This is a genomic window from Paenibacillus tepidiphilus (assembly GCF_008635795.1).
GTDB lineage: Bacteria > Bacillota > Bacilli > Paenibacillales > Paenibacillaceae > Paenibacillus_AQ > Paenibacillus_AQ tepidiphilus.
In genome coordinates this window covers 176,735-200,526 of the sequence record NZ_VWRQ01000013.1, presented here as the reverse complement: position 1 = coordinate 200,526, position 23,792 = coordinate 176,735, and the positions used below count along the sequence as shown (strand labels likewise).

The 23,792-nt window shown below is 55.8% G+C and carries 13 protein-coding genes; 8 read left to right on the top strand and 5 right to left on the bottom strand.

From position 1 onward, the window contains the following. The first annotated feature begins 721 nt into the window (after positions 1-721). The 7 genes from F1379_RS17760 to F1379_RS17730 all read left to right on the top strand — a co-directional run bounded on the left by F1379_RS17760 (position 722) and on the right by F1379_RS17730 (position 10,015). Positions 722-1,675, top strand: coding sequence for an ABC transporter permease (locus F1379_RS17760; RefSeq protein ID WP_239004718.1), 954 nt, complete (start codon positions 722-724; stop codon positions 1,673-1,675). A gap of 17 nt (positions 1,676-1,692) precedes the next feature. Further along, positions 1,693-2,583, top strand: coding sequence for a carbohydrate ABC transporter permease (locus F1379_RS17755; protein ID WP_150272237.1), 891 nt, complete (start codon positions 1,693-1,695; stop codon positions 2,581-2,583). Between the two features lie 91 nt (positions 2,584-2,674). Beyond that, positions 2,675-4,372: a type 2 periplasmic-binding domain-containing protein gene (locus tag F1379_RS17750; protein ID WP_150272235.1), complete on the top strand. Its 1,698-nt coding sequence runs from the start codon at positions 2,675-2,677 to the stop codon at positions 4,370-4,372. A gap of 90 nt (positions 4,373-4,462) precedes the next feature. Further along, positions 4,463-6,364: a cache domain-containing sensor histidine kinase gene (locus tag F1379_RS17745; protein WP_150272233.1), complete on the top strand. Its 1,902-nt coding sequence runs from the start codon at positions 4,463-4,465 to the stop codon at positions 6,362-6,364. Next, entirely contained in the window at positions 6,361-7,947 is a 1,587-nt protein-coding gene (locus tag F1379_RS17740; protein WP_150272231.1) for a response regulator, read from the top strand. The genes F1379_RS17745 and F1379_RS17740 overlap by 4 nt, the downstream gene beginning before the upstream one ends. Before the next feature lie 279 nt (positions 7,948-8,226). Further along, complete coding sequence (locus tag F1379_RS17735) at positions 8,227-9,042, top strand: AAC(3) family N-acetyltransferase (protein ID WP_150272229.1); 816 nt, start codon at positions 8,227-8,229, stop codon at positions 9,040-9,042. A 334-nt stretch (positions 9,043-9,376) separates the two neighbouring features. Continuing rightward, complete coding sequence (locus F1379_RS17730; RefSeq protein WP_150272226.1) at positions 9,377-10,015, top strand: histidine phosphatase family protein; 639 nt, start codon at positions 9,377-9,379, stop codon at positions 10,013-10,015. Between the two features lie 163 nt (positions 10,016-10,178). On the opposite strand, the gene F1379_RS17725 is transcribed toward F1379_RS17730, so the two are convergent. From F1379_RS17725 to serS, 4 genes are all read right to left on the bottom strand, one after another. After that, a complete protein-coding gene (locus tag F1379_RS17725) occupies positions 10,179-11,468 on the bottom strand; it encodes an MFS transporter (protein WP_150272224.1) in 1,290 nt (429 codons plus the stop codon). Positions 11,469-11,520: 52 nt separating this feature from the next. Continuing rightward, entirely contained in the window at positions 11,521-12,423 is a 903-nt protein-coding gene (locus F1379_RS17720; RefSeq protein ID WP_150272222.1) for an ArsR/SmtB family transcription factor, read from the bottom strand. Between the two features lie 227 nt (positions 12,424-12,650). Next, positions 12,651-19,772 (bottom strand): 5'-nucleotidase C-terminal domain-containing protein, encoded by a 7,122-nt coding sequence (locus F1379_RS17715; RefSeq protein WP_162551198.1) that lies wholly within the window; start codon positions 19,770-19,772, stop codon positions 12,651-12,653. Between the two features lie 405 nt (positions 19,773-20,177). Then, positions 20,178-21,455, bottom strand: coding sequence for a serine--tRNA ligase (gene serS, locus F1379_RS17710; protein WP_150272218.1), 1,278 nt, complete (start codon positions 21,453-21,455; stop codon positions 20,178-20,180). Positions 21,456-21,870: 415 nt separating this feature from the next. On the opposite strand from serS, the gene ssuE reads away from it, so the two are divergent. Next, complete coding sequence (ssuE, locus tag F1379_RS17705) at positions 21,871-22,425, top strand: NADPH-dependent FMN reductase (RefSeq protein WP_150272216.1); 555 nt, start codon at positions 21,871-21,873, stop codon at positions 22,423-22,425. A gap of 181 nt (positions 22,426-22,606) precedes the next feature. On the opposite strand, the gene F1379_RS17700 is transcribed toward ssuE, so the two are convergent. After that, positions 22,607-23,638: a ribonucleotide-diphosphate reductase subunit beta gene (locus F1379_RS17700; RefSeq protein ID WP_150272214.1), complete on the bottom strand. Its 1,032-nt coding sequence runs from the start codon at positions 23,636-23,638 to the stop codon at positions 22,607-22,609. Positions 23,639-23,792 lie beyond the last annotated feature (154 nt).

The following is a 23,792-nucleotide window of genomic DNA, read 5'->3' as shown; positions in this document are numbered from 1 at the left end:
TTGGTGGGGGAGGCCTCCCCCACCAAGAGAACCATCTCACCGATGTCCCAGAAGAATACTTTTACTCTTTTACACAAACTTCTTGACGCTACCTGAAATTCGTAAAAACGGCGAAATTAGTGTGCGAAAATCCAACTATTTGAGCTGGGCAGTGCTGGACGGGCGCTGGACAACGCTGGGCAGTGTCAGTCAATGCTCGACGGCGCCGAGCAATGCTGGACAGTGCTGGACAGTGCTGAGCAGTGTTAGGTGTGTTGGAAGTGCCAGACAAAGCCGGACAATGCTGGACTCTTCCGGACAATGCCGAATTGCTGTCATCACACAAGCAACAGCCGTGACTCCGGGAACTAATGTGACTTCCAGCCGTTGTCCGTCCCCCGGGCTTCGCCGCAAACTAGTCGCAAATTATAGAAACGGTAGCTACGGTTAAGGCTTCGCCTGTGGACTGCTACCTGTGGCTGTTATCTGCGGACTGTTTCTAATCCCCTCATAGCACCAGAATCAGCAGCCAAGCATAGGCCCACTTAGCGGATGTTGCTGGTGATGCTGATTGCCACCCGAAAAATGAACCCCCAAAACGGAAATTTGAAGCCTTTCTCGCCCGGGTGTATGCGATTACAATAAAGAAGCAAAGATGAAAACGCTTAACACAGAGAAACAGATTGATGGTGGAGGTTCGGATTTTATGGAGAACAAGACAAGCGGGCACGGAAATCCCGCAATGAAGCCGCTGATTCCGGAGCTGATCGAAACCGGTAAAGGACGTAAAAACCCGCTTTGGAGGCGTCTGCTGGCCCAGCGCCATCTGCAGATTATGGCCCTTCTCGGCGTGGTCTGGATGATTATTTTCAACTACATTCCGATGTACGGGCTGATCATCTCCTTCAAGGAATATAACATCGTCAAGTCGATTGCCGAAGCACCTTGGGTGGGGCTTGAACATTTCCGCGAATTCTTCGACGACGATGAATTGCCGAATGTTATCCGCAATACGCTGGGCATCAGCCTGCTCAAGCTGCTTATCGGGTTTCCGCTGCCGATTATATTCGCGCTGTTTCTGAATGAGGTCCGCTCCCTGCGGTTCAAGAAAAGCATTCAGACGATTTCCTACCTGCCGCATTTTCTGTCCTGGGTCGTGCTCGGCGGTATTCTGGCTACCTGGCTGGCCGATGTGGGGATTATCAACAATATTCTGCTGGCGCTGAACCTGATCGACAAGCCGATCTCGTATCTGGCGGAGCCCAGCTATTTCTGGACGATCATCATCACCTCCGACATCTGGAAGGAGCTTGGCTGGTCGGCGATTATCTACCTGGCGGCCATCGCGGGCGTGTCTCCGGAAATGTACGAGGCAGCAACGATTGACGGGGCCGGACGGTTTCAGAAAATGTGGTTCGTCACGCTTCCGGCGATCAAATCGACGATCAGCATCCTGTTCATCCTGGCGGTAAGCGGCGTGCTGAACAGTAACTTCGACCAGATTCTCGTGCTGCGCAATTCGCTTAACGACAGCGCCAGCAATGTTATTGACTATTACATTTACTACACGGGCATTGTCTCCAGCCGCTTCTCCTATTCTGCGGCGGTCACCCTGATCAAAGCGGTCATTGCGCTGATTCTGCTCCTGATCGCGAACCAGGTTTCCAAAAAAATCAACGACACGTCGCTGTTCTAGGCTAAGGAGGATCTCATATGTTTACGCTCAAGCGCAAAACGGCGGGCGAAGCCGTCTTCGACATCGTCAACAATTTGGTAATGCTGTGCATCTGCTTCATCACGCTGTATCCCATCTGGTATGTGCTGATCAACGCCTTCAATGACGGCAACGACGCAATGATGGGCGGCATTTACTGGTGGCCGCGTGAGTTCTCTCTGGAGAACTTTGAGGCCGTCTTCCAAAGCCCCGGAATCATGCTTGCTATGGCAATCACCGTAGCTAAGACGGTAATCGGTGTCGCCGTGCACGTATTGTTCACGGCGACGGTAGCCTACGCGCTGTCCCGCAGAAATCTGATCGGCGGCAAATTGTATATTCTGCTCGGCACGATCACCATGTTCTTCAACGGCGGGCTGATCCCGACCTTCCTGCTGAACCGTGATCTGCACTTACTCGATAATTTTCTCGTCTACATTATTCCGGTCATGTTCAGCTTCTTCGATCTCATTATCTTCATGACCTTCTTCCGCGAAATTCCCGAGGGGCTGGAGGAAGCGGCCTGGATCGACGGGGCGAACGACTGGTCGATTCTCTTCCGGATTGTGCTGCCGATATCAATGCCGGTAGTTGCGACCATCGCGCTGTTCCACGGGGTGTATCAGTGGAATGATTATTTTGCCGGAATTATCTACATCAACAACCCGGATCTGCAGCCGATCCAGACCTATCTGTTCCGGGTGGTCGCGCAGTCCAGCTCTACTCAGATGATGGTGGCCGTGCAGGGCAGCAGCGTCACGAAGAGCGTCACCTCGCAGTCGATCAAGCTGGCGACAATGGTGGTCACCACCCTCCCGATCGTGTTCGTCTATCCGTTCCTGCAGCGCTATTTCGTCAAAGGGATGATGATTGGATCGATCAAAGGCTAGACGCAATGGTAACTCCTCCGGCGTCGCTTGGAAAGTGGCGCGGGAGTTATAGTATAAAAACTCATATTCTGTGCGAAAAGGGGTATACACAATGGGCAAGAAATACAAGCCAAGAGCAAGCATGCTGCTGACGCTTGGACTGGTGCTGGCGTTTGCGGCGACCGGCTGCGGCGGCAATAATGCGGCCAATAACAAAGGCAATGCGGAGAATGCGAATGCAACCAGCACGGCGGCTGCGGAACAGACGGCTGAACCAACGGCTGCGGCCTTGTCGGCTGACGAGCCGGGCTGGAAGATCGACACCTCGCCGATAACGTTTGACTGGTATCTGAACTTCTCCTGGTTTCCGAATAAATGGGGCGTAGACCCGACCTCACAATACGTCACGAAAAAAACAGGCGTCAACATCAACTTCATCGTACCTGCGGGTAACGAGAACGAGAAGCTCAACACGATGATCGCGTCCGGCCAGTTGCCTGACTTCATCACGCTCGGCTTCTGGGAAGATGCGATCAAGAAAATGATCGAAGGCGACATGGTGCTGCCGCTCAACAAGCTGGCAGAGGAATATGATCCGTATTTCTTCAAAGTATCCGATAAAGATAAGCTGGGCTGGTACACCCAGGAAGACGGCAATGTCTACGGCTATCCGAACTCATCCTCGTCTCCGGCTGATTATGAGAAATACGGCGCTAACTATGTTTCGAACCAGACCTTTGTGGTCCGCAAGGACATCTATGAAGCCATTGGCAGCCCGGATATGCGTACTCCTGAAGGCTTCCTGAATGCGCTGAAGCTGGCGCAGGAGAAATTCCCGCAGGTGAACGGCCAGCCGCTGATTCCGCTGGGTCTACATGAATTCACCGAGAACGGCAACGACTCGCTGGAAGGCTACATTCAGAACTTCCTGGCCATTCCATGGGAGAAGGACGGCAAGGTCTATGACCGCGAGACTGATCCGGAATATGTCCGCTGGATGAAGACGCTGCGTCAGGCCAACCAAGACGGGCTGCTCGCCAAGGATATCTTCATCGACAAGCGGGCGCAGATGGAAGAGAAGATCGCTCAGGGCCGTTACTTCGCGATGCTGTACCAGCGCACAGACTTCGCCGCACAGCTCGGCACGATCCAGCAGAAGAATCCTGATCAAGTGTATATCGCTGTAGACGGTCCATCCAACACCAATCTGGACCAGCCGACCCTGAACGGCCCCGGCATCTCCGGCTGGACGGTGACGCTGATCTCCAAGAACGTCAAGAATAAAGAGCGGGCGATCCGCTTCCTGAGCTACCTGAACAGTGAAGAGGGCAACAAGGATTTATATCTGGGCGAAAAAGGCGTCAGCTATGATACAATTGACGGTAAGGACCAGTTCCTGCCGGAAGCGTTCGAGCTGATGAACAAGGACCGTGCGGAGTTCGACAAGAAATACGGCTCCTCCTTCACCTTCTGGATGATGCAGAATACGAACATCACCGACCAATGGGCGCCGAAATCGGTAGAGCCGTTCAAACAGCTTGAGGACTGGACCCGCGGCAAAGCAATCAACACCTCGGAATTTCAGCTGATTGATCCGACCGGCAACTCGCCGGAGGGCATTATCGGCACCAAGCTGAAGAATCTGCGCGGCAAGACGCTGCCGAAGCTCCTGATGGCTTCCTCCGAAGCTGAATTCGACAAGATCTGGAACGAATATCTGGAGAAGAAGGATAAGGAAGGCCAGGCTGAATTTGATGCCTACCGGCAGATGAAATATGAAGAGAACAAGAAGAAGCTCGGAATGGAATAAACAGGACCGGCCCAATTGCCCGCCACCCGCGGGCTTTTGGGTGTTTTTCTTCTTTTGCGGAGGAAAGCCGGGCAGGGAGGATGCGGAAGAATGGGCATGCGCGGGCGGATAGGGGCACTATGGAATTCATTCAGCTACTGGTTTGGCCGGTTATCGCTGCAGAGCAGGCTGGTGGCGGCTTATATCTTTATTATTCTCGGTCCGAGCCTTCTCGTGTCCACGTATTCGTACCAGACCATCAACAAGACTTATGTAAGCGATGCCATTGACAAAAACAACTATCTCCTGCAGATGGAGAAGCTGCATGTCACGAACCAGATAGAAACGATGGAACGGGCGGCCCAGATGGTCATCTCCGATAAGGATGTACGGAGTTACCTGATGAATGATGCCTCCGCCCCGCTCTCGGAGCTGATTGAATTCAACACAATTACGATCCGGAATCTGAGCCGGATTATGGACAATAACCCGAGCATCGAGCATTTGCGGCTGTATTCGGACAATAGCAGCATGTACGAATTCTGGCCGATTCTGTTCCGTGAGGAACGGGCCAGAGATGCTTCCTGGTACCAGGAGGCCCTCAGACTGGGCGACCAGGAGCTCTGGGTGTTCCAGAGCACCGATCCCGATGTGATGCAGCGTTTCGCGAACCAGATTACGGAGGACCAGCCGAAGGTCTCCCTGGTGCGCGAGGTCAGCATCCCTGCGGGGCATCATGCAGGAGTGCTGCAGGTGGATATGCTGCTGAACAATTTCACGCCCAAGACCTATACTGATGTGCGCGACAACCAGTCGCAGATGTTCATTGCCGACCGTGATCTGCGTCTCTTTACGCGGCCGGATCATTCTTTTCTGGAAGCGAATGGGCAGATGTCGGCGGCGATTCTGGAGCGGCTGCAGCATTACCGGGATACGGGGGAGTGGGATGTCCATTACAAGGAAAACGGCAAATCCTTTCTGCTGATTCATGCGCCGCTGGAGCGGATCGGGGCGACGCTGCTCAATGTGGTGTCGATGGAGGATGTGCTGAAGGATATTTCCCGCACGCGCAATCTGCTCATCGGGGCGAATATCGGATTTATTTTTCTGGTAACGGCCATTGCTTATGTCATGAATGCCTTTATTCTCAAGAATCTGCGTAAATTGACCGAAACGATGAAGCAGGTACGCCGGGGCGGGGAATATACGGGCATAAGCATCCGCGGCGGCGGTGAGGTCGGGGAACTGGCGCATCATTTCTCCAAGCTGATGAATACGATCAATACGCTGGTGGCCCAGGCGGTGCACAAGCAGGCGCTCTCGAAGGAAGCTGAGCTGCGGACGCTGCATAACCAGATTGATGCCCATTTCCTCTATAACACGCTGGAAAATATCAAAATGCTGGCAGAAATCGAGGACCAGCGGGAAATCTCCGATGCGCTGACCTCACTTGGCGGAATGATGCGCTATAACTTCAAGTGGTCCGGTGAATACGTCAGGCTGCAGGAGGAAGTCCGCCACATTGAGAATTACATTGATGTGATGAATATCCGGTTCGACCACCCTGTACATCTGGAGCTGTGCATCGACCCGTTTTATGATGAGCTGGAGGTGCTGAAGATGTCATTGCAGCCGATCGTGGAAAATAGCGTCAAGCATGCCTGGCCGGCGGACACCGGAGATAGCGACGGGCGGGTTATCCGTATTGAGGTCAAGGAAGCGGGCGGAGATATCGCAATTACGATTACCGACAATGGCTCCGGGCTTTCAGCCGAAGCCCTCAAGGCGCTGCATGAGGCGATTTATGCCAAGGCAGAGCCGCATACGGAGGATTCCGCTGCGGCGTCAGCCGGCGGCAAGGCGGGCGGAATCGGGCTGCGGAATGTGCATCAGCGGCTGCAGCTGTTCTACGGCGAGGCTTACGGGCTGGTGGTGCGGAGCGAGCAGGGAAGTTACACCGAGGTATGCATTTCGCTGCCGAAAGTTCTTTTTGCCGGGGGAGGCAAGCCATGACAACACTGCTGATTGTCGACGATGAGAAAATGATCCGTCACGGCCTGAAGGCGATGATTGAACGGGAATTCCCGTCCATGTACAGCATCGCGCTGGCCGGCAACGGGGAGGAGGCGCTGGAGCTGTTCCGGCGGGAGCCCCGGGACATTATTATTACGGATATCCGGATGCCGGTGATGGACGGCTTTGCGCTGCTGGAATCTCTGGCGAAGCTGACGGCAGGCAGAGAGGGTCCCGCCGTGGTGATCTTAAGCGGCTACGATGACTTCGAGTACGCCAAGAATGCGATCCGCCACCGTGTGAAGGATTACCTGCTGAAGCCGATCCGCCGCGACGAGCTGTTCGAGGTGCTCTCCCGTATCGGCCGGGAGCAGCAGGAACGGGAGAGCACCGCCCGCCGGCAGGCGCAGGAGACGCAGGACTTCCGCCGCGAGCTGCGCGCCGCCCGGCTGCGCGGGCTGCTGATGCGGGAGGAGAGCGCGCCGACGGCGGAGCAGCAGGAGGAGCTTGCCGCGCTTGCGGCTCCGTTTACGCTGGCTGTGCTGGCCGGGTACTATGCCGACGGCACGCGGATGAAGCCGGAAGAGGTGCAGGCCCTGGCCGAACGGCTGGCTGGTCCGCTGGAGCGGCGGTTTCTGGAGGTTCTGGCCGACTGGGAGGGCAAGCTGGTGCTGGTCGGCGGGAGCAAGGAGCAGCTGCTGGTGCTCCCGAAGCTGGCGGAAGCCAAGGAACGAAAAAGCCTGCGGATCGGCATTTCACGGACGGCCGGACACGCAGGGGAGTTCCGGACATGTTACGAGGAGGCCTGCCGTGCGCTGAAGTACACCTTCCTCTCGCCGCAGGCCGGCTTCATGGATGTGGCGGACACGTTGACGGGGCGGCTCAGCTTCCCGGTTCCCGAGGCAGAGCTGCGTAAGCTGCTCAATATGCTGGGCACGGACCGGGGGAAGGAAATTCGCCAGCTGCTGGGCCGGATTTTTCATATCGAGCAGTTGCCGAATCTGGATCTGTCCTACGTGGAGCAGGTGGCCCGGAGCATCAACGAACGTGTGCTGGACGAGGTGTTCCGTATGCACGGGGAGGCCTCGGTGGAGGTGCTGAAGCAATACCGCATGGCCGGCAATATGTATAATTACCGTCATTTTCACGACTATTACCGGGCGCTGGAGCATCTGCTGCTGACGGTGAATGACTATATTATCGGCATCCGCTCGGCGCATACCGAGCACGCGGATATGGAGAAGGCGCTGCAGTATATCGAAGAGAATTATGCCCGGCCGCTGAACATGGCGATGGTCAGCAATCATGTGTCGCTCAGCTATTCTTATTTCAGTGAGGCTTTTAAGGTTTATACCGGAGAGAGCTTTGTCGTATACTTGAAAAAAGTCCGCATCCGCCATGCCAAGGAGCTGCTGCAGGGCAACACGATCAAACTGAACGCCGTATCGGCGGCGGTCGGCTTCGAGAACAGCAAGCAGTTCGCCCGCGTGTTCAAGGAAATGGAGGGCATCTCGCCCGGAGAGTACCGGACCAAGCATCTGCTGGAGCAATCCGCTTCCAGGGTAAGGGGTGGTCAACCGTAAGGCTGGGTGGCCAGCTGTAAGGCGGGAAGGTAGGATACGGGAGGGTCAACTATAGGCGGACTGGCCAGATGTAAGACGGGAAGGCTTAATGAGACGGGATGCCAACCATAGACGGACTGGCCTATTAAGTGCAGGGCCACTTTTGACGGGGCTACGTTGGATTTCGTGTTCCTTCCCGCCTACGGAAGCTTTGAATCTGGAGTATGGGGACTAAAGGGCCGGCGTACCTGGGCATTGGTGTGGCTGCGTTGCGGGCGGAATTGCTGGAGGAACATTGACATGGAAATGATTCAAGGGAATTTGATTACTGTAGAGACGCTGGCTGCAGATTTCCGCAGACTGGGTGTGCGGGAAGGGATGACGCTGCTGGTGCACTCCTCCTTCAAGTCGCTGGGAGAGTGGGTGGCGGGCGGACCGGTCGCGGTCATTCTCGCCCTGGAGGAAGTGCTTGGTAGGGAAGGAACGCTGGTCATGCCGACCCATTCCTCCGACCTGACCGATCCGGCCGGCTGGAGCAATCCGCCGGTGCCGGAGGAATGGTGGCAGACGATCCGGGAGCAGATGCCGCCTTATGATCCGGATTTGACCGCGCTGCGGGGCATGGGCATTATCCCGGATACCTTCCGCAAGCAGTCCGGAGTGCGGCGCAGCAGCCATCCGACGGATTCGTTCGCCGCTTGGGGCAAGTACCGGGATCAGATCATTGACGGCCATGGGCTGGAGTTTGGACTCGGAGACAGCTCGCCGCTGGCCCGGATTTATGATCTGCACGGCAGTGTGCTGCTGCTGGGGGTAGGCAACCTGAACAATACCTCGCTGCATCTGGCCGAGTTCCGGGCGGAGTATGCCGGGAAGAAGGAGCTCACCGCCGGAGCACCGATGCTGGTAGATGGTGCGCGGCAATGGGTCAAGTTCAGGGATTATAACTGGAACTCCGACGATTTCGGGGCGCTCGGCGATGACTTTGCCCGCGATACGGGCGGAATCGTCTATGGCAATGTAGCTGCCGCCGCAGCCCAGCTGATCCCGCAGCGGGAGATCGTTGATTATGCGGTGAGCTGGCTGGAGCGTGTGCGGCGGGAGGTCTTACGGTGAAGTGGCCACTAAGTGGATAATTGCAAACTAATATCGGGGTTTATGTGTAATTGGTGAGACTAAGTGGATTTGAGCAACCTATTTCAGCATTCTGAGGTGTGAGATGCGCTTTTTAGGCAGATTAGTTTGCTGTTTTCCACTTAGAAGTTAAATTACCGGTTACAGGATGAAATTAGGTGGCGATAATCCAACTAGCCGTGTTTAGTCGACCAGCTCGACAAGGCTGCATACGCTGTAAATCCCAGTCACTTCCCCCGGCTGAAAGAGCCGGGAGAAGCGAAGCTGCCATTCAAGAGAAGCGGTGTTCAAGAAAAACTGGCCAGGGGGCGAAGAAATGGGGACGACGACACTATACATCACAAGACACGGGCAGACGGAATGGAATGTACAGCAGCGCATGCAAGGGCATATGGACTCCCCGCTGACGGAGCTTGGCGTAAGGCAGGCGGAGTGGCTCGGCCGCGCGATGCGCGACAAGTCCATCGACGCTGTATACTCCAGCTCCAGTCTCCGGGCCGTGCGCACGGCCGAGATTATCCGCGGTGAGCGGGCGGTCCCGGTTGTGCCTTGCGACGAGTTCAAGGAGCTGGGCCTCGGCACATGGGAAGGCGGCGTCACCGCCGAGCTGGAGGCCGGCAGTCCGGAGCAATACCAGTATTTCTGGAAGGACCCGGCGCTGTTTGCGGTGGAGGGCAGTGAGACTTTTGCCGGTGCACAGCAGCGGGCGCTTGCCAAGCTGATGGACATTGTCCGCCGGCATGAAGGGCAGACGGTACTGATTGTCACGCATACGGTCATCATCAAGGTGCTGATGGCGTATTTCGAGGGTAGAGCGATGGAGAAGCTGTGGGACCTCCCCTATATCCATCCGACCTGTCTGTGCAGGGTGGATATTACGGACGGCGTGCCGGAAATCGTGCTGCATGGGGATATCAGCCATTATGAGACGGACGCGGGAGAGACGAAATCTTAACCGGCGTGTGCGAAGTATAAGACAGCGTCGCAAAGAAGGGGATATTAGACGCTGTCACTGGTATGAAAATGATAAGTACAGGCAGGCGATGGACGCTCAATAAACGTCTGTCGCCTGTTTACATAGGTGTCTGGTTCTTGGCAAGCGGGGAGGCGGCTGCTCCTCACTGATGGACAGGCAGCTGCCCGGGGGTGTCATGGAGCAATGAAGGCGATAGCAGCGGGCCGTTAATTCGGGCCTTCAGAGCTGCGAGATCGCCGTCAAGCGCCTTGAGCCCGGGTAGGAAAGCCATTACTCCCGCACAGAGGACGGGCAGGAGACCGGCCGCTACAAACATGGCGGGCACGCCGGATAGCTGGGCCACCGCCGAGCCTGCAAAAGCGCCGATGGGCTGGAGTCCCCCGCCAATAAGCAGCCGGATAGAATTGACCCGTCCCTGAAGTTCTGCAGGGACTAGTCTGCTGTGCAGGGCGGAGCTAAGCGAACCGAAGAAGGGACCGCAGACGCCGGTAATAAAGACGGCAGCCAGTGCAACGGGGTATACCGGGAACAGTCCCCATATTGCCGTGGCGAGACCGATACAGGTCAGGCTGCCGAGCATTACTGCCCGCCGCCGTTTGACCTCTCCAATTAGCGAGATCAAGCCCAATCCGGCCAGAGTCCCTAATGCGAGAGCTGTGGTCAGTGTGCCCAGAACTGTTGCATCACCGTGCAGTATTTGCCGCACATAAGGGCCCATCATTGTCCAGACAGCTGCAGAGCTTAGGTTGCTGACTGCGGCCATACCCATGATCATCAGCATGGCTGGAAACTGCCGGTAGAAGGAGAAGCCGGCAGCGATCTCCCGCCGATAACTCATGATGGAGAACGGGATTGAGGTTGGTGCGGGCACAGGTATACGGCGCAGGATCAGCAGGGAGCAGATGGCAGCGGCATAGCATAGAGCATTGATGCCCAGCGTAGGCAATGTTCCGCTTGCAGTAATTAAGACGCCGGCCAGCGCCGGACCCAGCAGAACGGCGGCACTTCGGCAGGCATCGACAGCAGCGAAGGCTCGGGTCAGCTTGCGGTCATCGGCGATGCCGGGAATAATAGCCATGGCGGTGGGCATGAATAGGGCTGCACCGGCACCGCTGAGGATAGCCGCCACGAATAAATGCCACAGCTGCAGGCTCCCGGTCAAGCCCATGAATAGCGGCACGACGATTGCCAAGATACGCAGGGCGGTCAGTACAGCCATCAGGCGTACACGGTTCAACTTGTCGGACAACGGTGAGCCGAGCAGGCGCAGCAACAGCTCCGAGGCACCGGAAACGAGTGCGATTCCCCCCAAGGCCAGCTTGGAATCGGTCAGCTCGCTCGCCAGCCACTCCATCGCAAACAGCCCGGCGGCATCTCCCAGCGTGCTGAAGGAGACTGTAGCCAGCAGGCCGTAATAACTGCGTTTTTGCATGCGCCTCACCTCTACTTAATTAGTGTGTTTCCTCAAATCCCGGGCATCAGGCTCAGCTTTGCAGATAGGCTGCCATCTGTTGCGGCAATCCATCAAGAGCCTCCAGCCTCAGGCTGTACGAGATGCTTTTACCGCTGGAATGGACGATGATCAGGCCTGCCGCCCGCAGGGCAATCAGGTGATAGTGAATGGTGCTTTTGGAAAGGCCGACCGCCTTTACGATTTCCGTGAAATTCAGCTGCTTGCCGGACAGCAGGCGCAGGATATAAAGCCGGGTCTCATCTGACAAAGCGCGGGTCAGGCGCAGCAGCGCCGGAGCCGGACGGCCTGCTTCGGGCGGGAGAACATCGCAGGAATAAGCGGTGAACACAAATTCATCATAGAACACGGAAGTAACCAAGGGCCGGGCATGATATTGCGGAATCAGAATGACCTGCTTCAATTGTTCAGATGGATACAGCCGCATACCCGCGGTGGCCTGCTCAAACACCTCCGCATCGTTCCCGCCACTTAGCGACCCGCGCCTGGCCTCCGCTTCTTGCTGCAGCCCCGTGAGAATCGCCGGATCAATGCTGCTGAAATAACCCTGATTCCATTCCCGCAAAATATCTACAGCCACATCCCGCAGCTCCGGCAGAGTGGACGGCACCGTTTGGCCGAAGCGTCCGGCGGTCTCATAGAGTTCTCCCGCACCCAGGGCTGCGAACCAATCCAGGAAGCCGTTGACTGTACGTTCACCCGGACAGGTCCAAATGAAAGGCAGCAAGCTGAAATCTCCGGAGGCCGTAACCAGCTCCTTCATTCGCTGCAGGGTTCTGGGGGCAAAGCCATCCTGGACCTCGCGGACCCAAAGCTTGCCCGCGTCCATGGCATTATGATTTTGCTTGCCCAAAAAGGCGTTCAAGCTATTGATACATTCGTACATTGGCGCGAAGTCAATTTCGACTTTGAACACGGGTATTCACCTTCCTTATTCAGCTCCTGAGTTGGTTCTATAAATATAGAACTAATATGTAGTTAGATTATATTTGAACATTACTCCAATTTCAAGAGAATCGCAGAATTTTTTTCCAAACTACGTGTAAACGCCAAAAAAGACGGCTCCAGGGACATCATGTCCCCGGAGCCGTCTTTGGCTCAAACTGCGATCATACTCGCTGGTTCAGAGCTTGAAATAGCGGATCAGTCGATGAACTGCAGCGACTTCAAGGCTTTCTCCAGCATGGTTACCGCTTCGGCGCGGGTCGCCAAGAGCTGCGGTGCAAAGGTGCCGTCCGGCCGGCCCTGGATAATGCCCTCGGCGGCAATCTCACCGATGGCAGCCTGGGACCAGGCCGGAATGCTTGCAGCATCGCTGAATTTCGCGAGTGCGGCAGCGTCGGCATTCAAGGCCTTGCCGGTGTACTTCATGGCTTTGGACAGCACGACCGCGATTTCCTGGCGGGTAATCGGGCTGGCTGGCTTGAAGCTGCCGTCCGTATAGCCTGTAATCAATCCCGCTGCCGCAGCGGTCTGTACTGCTTCAGCGTACCAGGCGTTTGCACTGACATCACTGAAGGCCGTTCCGCTGCTAATCGGAGCAAGTCCGAGCGAGCGGGTAATCAGCGCCGCGAACTCGGCGCGGGTTACGTTCTGCGATGGCGAGAACGCCGTGGCACTGGTTCCGGTGACGATCAGCTTGGAAGCCAGCAGCTCAATGGCCGATTGCGCCCAGTGTCCGCCGGTATCTCCGAAGGTCTTGGACGATGTTACTACGGTGTAGAGGCTGTTGCTGTTGCGCAGAATCGTTACTTCCGTTGTTCCGTCGGCCTTGGCGGTGAATACGGAAGGAACGAAGCTCAGCTTGCCGGTGGCCGGATCATAAGATACGGCTGTCGCATGGTCCGGATTCAGCGCAGACGGTGCGGTAATACTGCGCTTCACATACGTGCTGCCGAAGCTGTTCAGCGGCACGCTGGTACTGCCGGAGGAAGCAGTAACCGTGAATTCAATAACTGGTGCTGCTACGGTAACAGAGCCTGCTGCTGCAGCTTGGCTCACGCTGCTCTGCGCTGCTGCACTTGCTGTCAGCACGGACACGGTAACCGTGAAGTCGCCGCTGCCAAGCTGCGCCGTCAGTGCCGATGCGTTCAGAGCGCTAAGCGGCAGAGAGTAAGTGGCGGTGCCGGTTGTAAAGGTCAGCACCGTCGCAGGGTTAGCCGCTGCTTGCTGCAGCAGTGCGCTGCCCGGAAGCACAACCTGCGCGCCGCCTGCCGTTGCGGTTACCGGAATGACCAGCTCGCTGGTGCCGGAAGGCAATGCCGCCAGCTTGGCAGTCAGATCGGCCGGGGTAATCGTCGTTACCTGAGGCGCGGCGGAAGGTGCCGGTGTTGCCGAAGCACTAGGTGTCGGCGTCGGATTTGTTCCCCCGGTACCTCCTGGTGCAGGTGTCGGCGTCGGTGTCGGTGCGGCGCCCTTCAGGTCGGTGATACGTCCCTCCGTACCGATGTTGACTGTGCCAACGGCTTTCAGATGATCCGTAAATACTTCATAGTCCGGCAGGTACAGTTCATAGAACCGTCCGTCCGCTTTGGCTGCCGCGAGCGAGCGGTAGAAGTCGCCGCCGCCGGCCATAAAGGAGTTGGTGGACAGAATGTAGTAGCCGTTCGGATCAACGGCGGTGTAGCTGCCGTTCGCTTGCTTGATCTCTACGGATACAATCCGCTGGCCATTTTGTTCTACAACATTTGAAGTCGGATTAATGATTTCCGCCGGTTTGGTGGAGTCATAAGTGTATCTCATGCCGGAAACCTGGGCGAACCGGCCCTGGTCGGTCTCCAGACCGCTGACGCTGTTCTCCAGCGCGTCGATAATTTCTTGTCCTGTAACCTTCAAGGCTACCAGACTGTTGGAGAATGGCATTACGCCGAGCACTTCGCCGAGCGTGATGTCGCCCTGGTCGATGCCTGCCCGGATGCCGCCGCCGTTCTGGATGGCCACGAAGCCCTTAATCGTGGAAAGCTCCGCTGCCGGAATCAGACCGCTGACGAGTTCCTTCGCTTTGGCGTTGATGCCGTCGGCAACCAGATTGCCGAGATTGGTCTCTTCTTTGCGCACAACGCGTGTAGCTTTGCCGTCAATTACGCGTTCATAAACAAGCGGCACATCGGTCTTGCCGACAACGGTCTGGCGGATTTCCGCGAGATCCTTGTCATAGCCGGCCAGCATTTCCTTGGCCTGCGCATCGTCGGCAAATTTGGTGACGTCGAGCAGCTTGCCGCTGTAATCGGTAATGACGCCTTCATCGTCGAATTCGACATCGAGCTCGCCCAAATTTTGTCCGTACTCGCCGGTCTGAACAATCAAAGTGGGTTCGCTCTCTTTATTAACCATTACCGGTGTGTCCAGCTTCGTATGGGAGTGACCGCCGACAATGACGTCAATGCCCGGGACTTCTGCAGCAAGCTGCAGATCGACATTGTAGCCCAGGTGGGAGACGGCGATGATCTTGTTAATGCCCTCTGCCTTCAGTGCAGCTACAGTCGCTTCAGCGCTTGCTTTGTAATTCTGGAAGCTGATCTTGTCTCCCGGTGAAGAGAGGCCTACCGTATCCTCGGTGGTCAGGCCGAAAATGCCAATGGGCTCGCCGTATACTTCTTTTACAACAGAAGGGTAGATGTGGCCATTGAGCACTTCAGTTCCGCCCAAGCCGCCGATCTCATCCTTGTAGTTCGCCTTCAGTTCATTATCTTTGGTTGTAAAATCAATGTTCGAGCTGACAAACGGGAACTCCGCCTGATCCATGAACTTCTTCAAGGTGCCGAGACCTTTATCGAACTCATGGTTGCCGAAGGTCATTACATCATAGCCGATATAGTTCATGAAGTTGAGATCGGCCAGACCTTCGAACTTGGTGAAGTAAAGTGTGCCTGAGAACACATCCCCGGCGTCAATCAGCAGGGAATTAGGCGTGCGCTCCTGCTTGATGGCGGTCATCCGCTTCACGACGGTTTCCAGATGGCTGTGCGTGTCGTTCGTGTGCAGAATGCGCAGGGAGAAGTCTTCTTCCTCCGGTGCGGTACCCTTCAGGTCGGTGATACGTCCTTCCAGCTTGGCTTCAACCGATTCATGCTTCTTCAGATAAGACAACAGCACTTCGAAGTCGGGAAGTCCAAGCTCGTAATAACGCCCGTCTGCCTTCGCTGCGGCCAGCGCGCGGTAGAAGTCGCCGCCGCCCGCCATGAAGGAGTTCGTGGACAGGAGATAGTAAGCTTTCGGATCAATTGGCGCATAAGATCCGTCTGCCTGCAGGATATCAACGGAGATAATCCGTTCGCCTGCCTGCGTAACCTTGCCGGATGCCGAATCGACGATTTCCGGTGTTTTGGTCGAATCGAAGGTGTATCTCATGCCCGATACCTGGGCGAACCGGCCCTGGTCGGAGCTGAGGCCGCTGACGGAATTCTCCAGCGAGGAGATGATCTCTTCACCGGTGACCTTCAGCGCAACCAGACTGTTGCCAAACGGAAGTGTAGTCAGCACTTCGCCCATGGTAATGTCGCCTGGGTCAATCGCTGCGCGGATACCGCCTCCGTTCTGGATGGCGACCACACCCTTGATGGTCTTCAGATCCTCTGCCGACACGAAATTCGGCATCAGCTCGCGCACTTTGTCTGCGATGCTGTCGGCAATCAGGTTGCCGATCGGCGTTTCTTCCTGGCGCACGACGCGCACGGAGTCACCGTTGATCAACCGGTTGGTGTACAGGTCCACACTGGTGTGGCCGACCACAGTGCTGCGGACGGTCGCCAGCTTGGCGTCATATGGCGCAAGCAGCTTTTTGGCCGCCTGATCCTCGCCGAACAGACCCACATCAAGCAGTTTGCCGTTGTAGGACAAGATATCGCCGTCTTTGTCGAAGGTAACGTCCAGCTCGCCAAGGAACAGGCTGTACTCCCCTGTCTGGACAATCAGCACAGGGTCACCGTTGCCGTTGACGGCAGCGGTTGTCGGAGTATCGAGCTTCGTATGGGAGTGGCCGCCCACAATAATATCGATTCCCGGTACGGCTTTGGCCAGCTCCAGATCGACAGTGTAGCCCAGATGGGTAAGGGCGATGATTTTGTTGATGCCCTGATCTTCCAGCAGCTTCACTGCCTTCTTGGCACTTTCCACATAATTGTTGAAGATAATCTTATCGCCCGGAGAAGCCAGGCCGACGGTATCCTCGGTGGTCAGAGCGAAGATGCCTACTTTCTCGCCGTAAACATCCTTGATCACCGCAGGATAGATGTTTCCGTCCTTGGCGGTGCTTGCGCTCTCGCTGGTGGCAAGTGTTCCTACAGTGTCATGGTACAGCTCTGCCAGCTCACTCTTCTTGGTAGTGAAGTCAATGTTTGAGCTGATGAACGGGAATTGTGCAGCGGTGATGAAATCCTTGAGCACTTCCGGCTGCTCTTTGTTCATATCGAACTCGTGGTTGCCGAAGGTCATGGCGTCATAACCGATCAGGTTCATAAACTCAAGGTCAGCTTGACCCTTGAACTGGTTGAAATACAGCGTTCCCGAGAATACATCCCCGGCGTCGAGCAGTATCGTGTTGCCTGTGCGCTCGCTGCTGATGGCAGAGGTGCGCTTCGTGATATTTTCCAGATGGGCATGCGTATCGTTGGTGTGCAATACCCGCAGGTTAAAGTTGTCCGTACCGAAATCAATCTGGGTCAAAAGCGGATCATGGTCGCTGACGCGTCCGTCCTCTTCCATGAAGTCGGCGTTAATGTGGACAATATCCAGCTTGGACTGGCTGGCCAGTGCGTTGTTGACCAGCATATGGTCAAGCGTTTGCGAGTTGCCTTCATAGACGTAGGAATAACGTTCGCCCAGAGGCAGGGTGTCGATCAGATTGGTCAGTGCGCTGCCCTTGAGCACCTTGAGCGTGTTCGAGAACTGGAAGTCGTTGAGATCGCCCAGCACTACGATGTTGGCTTCAGGGTTCTTTGTCAGCACATCACTCACAAAACCGTTAACAACCTTGGCGATTTCCGCACGCTGCGTCTCGCTGTTTCTTACCGGAGGCTGGATGCCGCCGTACAGCCCTGAGTCGCCGGTCTTGGAGTTGAAGTGGTTGGCGATGACCATGACCTTCTCATCGTTAAACATAAATTCAGCCGCCAGCGGCTTGCGCGATTCGCTGAAAGCCGCGTTGCCCGGGTCGATCCGGCCCGGATTCAGACTGAGTCCGCCATCCTTGGTGTAGGTTACGGCAGTGGTGGCGTCGCCAGCAGTACCTGGAACCAGTGATACCCGTGCTGTGTTGTAAATGAAGCCGGCACGGATGTTGCCGCCAGTGGCGCCGCCGTCCTTATTATTTTCCGGTGAAATGTCGGTGTAGGCATACACAGGTCCGCCCGCCTTGGCGATGGCGTCAATCAAGGCCGTGTAGCTCTCTTTGGCATCGACGATGCCGTTGTCCGTGCCGCCGCTGTTGTCCTGAACCTCCAGCAGTCCGACAATATCCGGTGTCTGCAGGTTGCTCACGATGGCTTTGGCTATATTGTCAATTCTGGCTCCGGAAGTCTTGGAGAAATTCTCTACATTAAATGAAGCGATGGTCAGCTTGTCCGCTTCCGGCTTCAGGCTCGTAGTTTCCCGCACGATGGAGGTTCCTGCGCTGACCTCCGGAAGAGCTGCATCCGGACGAACCTTGTAATTACCGTAGTCATAGCCGAGAATACCGGTAATGTTGCCGGTGAAGACTTGGCCCGTCTTGACCGGAGTACTTGGTGCCTTGGCGATCAGAATCCGCTGCGGATTGAAGTCGGCGCCGGTAAGAACCAGGCCTCCCGCCGGAGAGCTAACCTCTGTAGTGCTGGTTCCGTTGTTTACGGTGACCGGAATTTCATATTTATTATAAGGTCCAATTATCTTTGGAGTATTGAGCTGCACGCGCATGCCTTCCAGACTTTCATAGAAATCCAGCGCGTATTTGGCGGGTTCGAGAGCTTTGGTCAACCCGGCAGAGATTGTAGCAGTAGGGATGGTGCGGCCGCCGGTGCCAATGATGGTAGGGGCGGGGAGCGCATTGCCCTTGGACAGCGTTACCGCCTGTACAGCCACGATTTCGGTCGTGAGCAGATCGACGGCGTCGGCATAGCCGGATTCCTTGTACTCTTTGACGCGTCCGTCCACTTGTACAGCATCGCCGACAGCTACGCTATTGCCTGGAAGGTATACCATGATGGCTTCCGAGGTGCGCGGATCGCTGTCGGGTGTTGCGGTCTGAATGTAGAAGGTGCTTCCGTTCTTGTAGGTAACGATCCCTTGAATACCCTGGACCAGCTGATCTGCATAGGTCGAAGAGTGGGCCGTTCCCTGAATTTGCGGAATCGTCAGGCCGGTAAGCGCCTGCTGTGTAGTGTAGCTGAACTGGGCGATGGAGCTGTCAGTCTTGCCTTCTTCCTTGGAAAAGGCTTTAATCGCCACACTGTCGGCTTCAAGCACGAGAGGGGCCTGATACCAGGCAAAATCCTCAACAGCCGTGCCGCTGCCGTCTATGTAGACGCTGTAGTAAACGCTGGCCGTTACACTTCCGGTGGAAAGGGCGAGTGCCGAGCCTTTAGGTACAGTTGAACCGGTGGCAATGGATGCTTTGACCGCAGGAGCGACAGTGTTGTCTACACCGGAAGAGCGCGGGTCCGGCGTACCGGCGGTGAAATCGGCGATATTGCTGTCCGTATCCAGTCCGCGGTTGCCGGCAGGAAGCAGATCAGAAGCTTTGCGGATGGCTGCAGTGGTGTTGCTGAGTACAGGAGCCGCACCTTCAGGGGCAGCGATGCCTTTTCCTTCGTACTCATTAGCTGAGCCATAGCCGACCAGGTCTATTCTTGTGCCTGAGGTATTTAACAATTCAACTTTTCCGTTAGGTCCACCCATAGCAATGCTGCCTACTTCGTTGGGAACCGGTAAATTCACAGTTCCGCCGGTGCCGGCTGCCTCTTGAATCAAATAGTAGTCACCGGCAGGAATGGTTCCGGACAGTGAGGTAACATACTTGTCGTCATCCGAGAATGAAGTGGTTGCACCTGCATATCTTACTTTCCAACCGCTCAAATCTACCGGAGAATCAGTCGGATTATACAATTCAATAAAATCGTTCTTGTACAGGGCGCCGGAGTTGCCGCCCCCACCGTATACCTGAGAGATGATGATATTGGAGTAATCGGGGGCTGCAGACGCCGTCTGCGGTGCGGGGAGGGCAATGCCGGCGATTAGCAGTGCGGAAAGCGCCACGGACCAGCCTTTTTTCCGCCTGGACGAAATATTCATGGGTTCAAATCTTCTCCTCTCGTACTTACAGTGATAATCAACCCGCTTCATTCTAGCATCTCAACGTTAAATGACAGGTTGTCTATCATTAAATATATATTAAGCCTAGCTTAAAAAACATGGATTTACTGGAAATTTTGTTGGTGGGCACAAAAATCTATGATTTTTTTCTCGATGAAAACAATAGAGTAGTGCTGAATCGTGAACTAATGAATAATTTGCTGGATTTAGTAGTTAAAGTGTATGTAATGTGCATGTTATTTTAGTGTTAAAAATACGCAAAAAAAAGGCGTTTTTCCCGAAGGTCGCGTGAATCATGTGAGGTTAAAGATCATTTTCCGCAACGAAAAGCCCTTGGCCAAAACGGTCAAGGGCTGATACAGATGTGAGTTCTCTGAAATTCTTCTACAGCGTAAGATATTCCTGACCGCCCATATAAGGCCGCAGCGCCTGCGGGATATATATGGTGCCGTCTTCCCGCTGATGGTTCTCCAGCAGCGGGATGAGAATCCGCGGCGTGGCCACAGCGGTATTGTTGAGGGTATGGGCGTACCGGAGGCGTCCGTCTTCATCGCGGTAGCGGATGTTCGACCGCCGGGCCTGGAAGTCCAGCAGATTCGAGGCCGAATGGGTCTCTCCAAAGGCATCGCGGCCGGGCATCCAGGTCTCGATGTCATACTGCTTGTGTGTCTTGAGCGACATGTCGCCGCTGCAGACCGCCACAACGCGGTAGGGCAGCTCCAGCAACTGAAGGATATGCTCCGCGTTGGCCAGAATCTCCTGCAGCATCTGCTCCGAGTAAGCCGGATCATTGCGGCAGATGATGACCTGTTCGACCTTCGCGAACTGGTGCACCCGGTACAGGCCGCGCACATCGCGTCCCGCCGAGCCGACCTCGCTGCGGAAGCAGGCCGAGATGCCGGCCAGCCGCAGCGGCGCGTCCAGCTCCAGAACCTCGTCGCTGTACAGCGAGACCAGCGACACCTCCGACGTTCCGGCCAGCCAGCGGTTCTCGCCGCTCAGCTCATACGTCTGGTCCTTGCCGGCGGGGAAGAAGCCGGTGCGGGTCAACGCTTCCGGCCGCACGATGACCGGCACGTCCATCGCCGTGAAGCCGCGTGCAGCCAGCACATCGAGGGCCAGCCGCTGCACGGCCAGATGCAGCAGGACCCCGGCGCCCTTCAGCACATAGCTGCGCGGGCCGCCGGCTTTGACGCCGCGCGGGATGTCGATGATCCCGTGCAGCTCGCCGAGCTCCACATGATCGCGCGGGGCGAAGGTGAATTCGGGCAGCGCGCCGACCCGGCGGAGCTCCACATTCTCGCTGTCGTCCTTACCGATCGGCGTGTCGGCCGAGATCGGGTTCGGCGCAAGCAGGTGCAGCTCCGCGCAGCGCTGACCGGCCTCTGTCAGTGCTGCTTCCAGCTCGGCCAGCGTGTCGCCAATCTCCCGCACCTGCTGTTTCACAACTTCGGCGGCATCAGCTTCACCCGCGCGCATCAAGCGCTCCACTTCCTTGGTCTGCTGATTGCGCTCCGCCCGGAGCTGCTCCGTCTCTTTCATCAGCCCGCGCCGCTTGTCGTCCCATTCCAGCAGATCGTCTAGCGGAAAGTCCACCTTTTTCCAACCTGCCGTCTGTCTTGCGAGCTCCTGGTTGTCTCTGATCCAATTCATGTCCAGCATACCGCGTTCCTCCTTGTTGTTCGAAATGAAAACAAAAAGACGCCCTCATCCATGGGACGAGGAGCGTCAGCTCGCGGTGCCACCCAGGTTGACCCTTATCCAGGCAGGCAATAGCCGTGCTATAGGAAGAGGGTCCTCTTTGGTCTTCGCGGTAACGGGCGAAACCCGGTAAACTTAGGGAACAACAGTTGGTGAAGATGCTCCGTTCGCAAACGCCTCACGGTTGGATGCCGTTCATTGGCCTGGTTGCGCTATAGTGTTGCCGTTTATTATAGCTCAGCGTGCAGCCGGGTGCAAGAGCTTACTTGCTTTGACAGAAGTCCGCGGATTTTGGTAGGATTAGTACTAATTTAAAGTATTCATGCCCGGAGTGGCGGGTACATATATTTTTATATTTTACGGATGAGGTGAAGATATGGCTAAGATTGTTGTAATCAACGGAACACCCTCTCTGGTATCGCGGATCAATGCGGTCATTGAACATGCGGAGAGCAGACTGAGTGAACAGGGTCTGGAGGTAGCGCGGATTAATGTGGCCGAGCTTCCGGCGGAGGACCTGATCCATACCCGGTTTGAGAGCGAGGATATTGTCAAAGCGAATGGGCTGGTGGCCGAAGCGGATGCGGTTGTGGTGGTAAGCCCCGTCTATAAGGCATCTTACACCGGGGTGCTGAAGACCTTTCTCGATCTGATTCCGCAAAAAGGACTCGCCGGCAAAATCGCCCTCCCGCTCTTCATGGGCGGCAGTCTGGCGCATCTGCTGACGATTGACTATGCGCTGAAGCCGGTACTGTCCGTGCTTGGCGCCCGCCATATTCTGGGCGGCGTCTACGCCGTGGATTCCCAGGTGACGCGCAATGACCAGGGTACGGTAGAACTGGCCGAAGAGCTGCAGCTGCGCCTGAACACCGTGCTGGACGAACTGGCGGAAGAGACCAGGCTGAAGGCGGCGCGGAGGCAGGCGGAGTAACCGTAGTTATCGGCAGTGGCCGGAGATCGCGAACGTCCTCTGGTGCGTGCTGTGAATTAGCGCTGGAGGCGCCGTATATAATAAAAGCCCCTATGTCCCGGGTGTGCCGGGTATAGGGGCTTATTACTGTGTTCTGTACGAGACGGCTCCGGTAACTTGGTCTAACGGTGCCTAAGTTTTATTACAAATCGTCGAACCCGTTGTCGTCGCTGGTCTTGCCGTAGTTGCGGGACTTGGCTTCGAAGAAGTCCGTTTTGGTCGCGTTCAGCGCTTCATCGGAGAACGGCTTGATCCAAGGCATGCAGTTGACGTCGACACCCTGGTAAGCCTTGTCCAGGCCCATCAGCGTCAGGCGTTTGTTGGCGATGTATTTGATGTAGTCGCCCAGCTCATTCAGGTCGATGCCCTGCACATCAGTCAGGGTATAGTGCGCCCAGTTTGTTTCCAGTTCAACAGCGCGGTCAATCGTGCGGTAGACGTAATCCATGTTCTCCTTGGTGTTCAGCTCAGGGAAATCGGCCAGCAGCTGCTTGAACACTTCGGCGAAGAAATAGCAGTGCTGGTTCTCATCGCGCTGGATGTAGGAGATCATCTGGCTGGTCGCCATCATTTTCTGGTCACGGGCCAGATTATAGAAGAAGGCGAAGGTGCTGTAGAAGAAAATCCCCTCCAGAATCAGGTCGGCCACCAGTGCGCGGAAGAAGGTCTCCTTGCTCGGCGCATCGCGGAAATCCTGGTAGATTGCCGAGATAAACTGGTTGCGCTCCAGCAGCACAGGGTCATGCTTCCAGTATTCAAAAATCTCCTTCTGTTCACTCTCCGACACGATGGAGGACAGAACGTAAGAGTAGGACTGGTTGTGCACCACTTCCTGCTGCCCGATAATAGCCGAGATCGCCTCCAGCGAGGAGTCGGTGAAATACCGCTTCACATCGCCCACGAACATCGTCTGCATGGAGTCCAGCACTGCCAGCAGCGAAATGTTGATCTTGAACACGCGCTGTTCCTCCGCTTCGAGCAGCGGGAACTGCTGGGCGTCCTTGGACATCGGGATTTCGTCGGCAATCCAGTGATTGAGCAGCAGCACCTTGTACAGCTTGTACATGTGCGGCATGCGGATATCGTTCCAGTTCAGAATGCCGGAGCATTCCCCGTCAATGATGCGGGTAGATCTATTCGGTGCTTCCGTATTAAAAATCTTTTGCAGTTGCATCCTATTTCCCTCCTATATATTGCGCGAAGCTGTTGTTGTTTTTTGACTTGAGTGATGGAGCCGTGGAACGGAAGTTTGGAACTGGAGGAGCGATAGCGATCGCCTTTATCCTCGGATTTCTACCGTGTTAATGGTAAATCAAAGAAATCAGAGG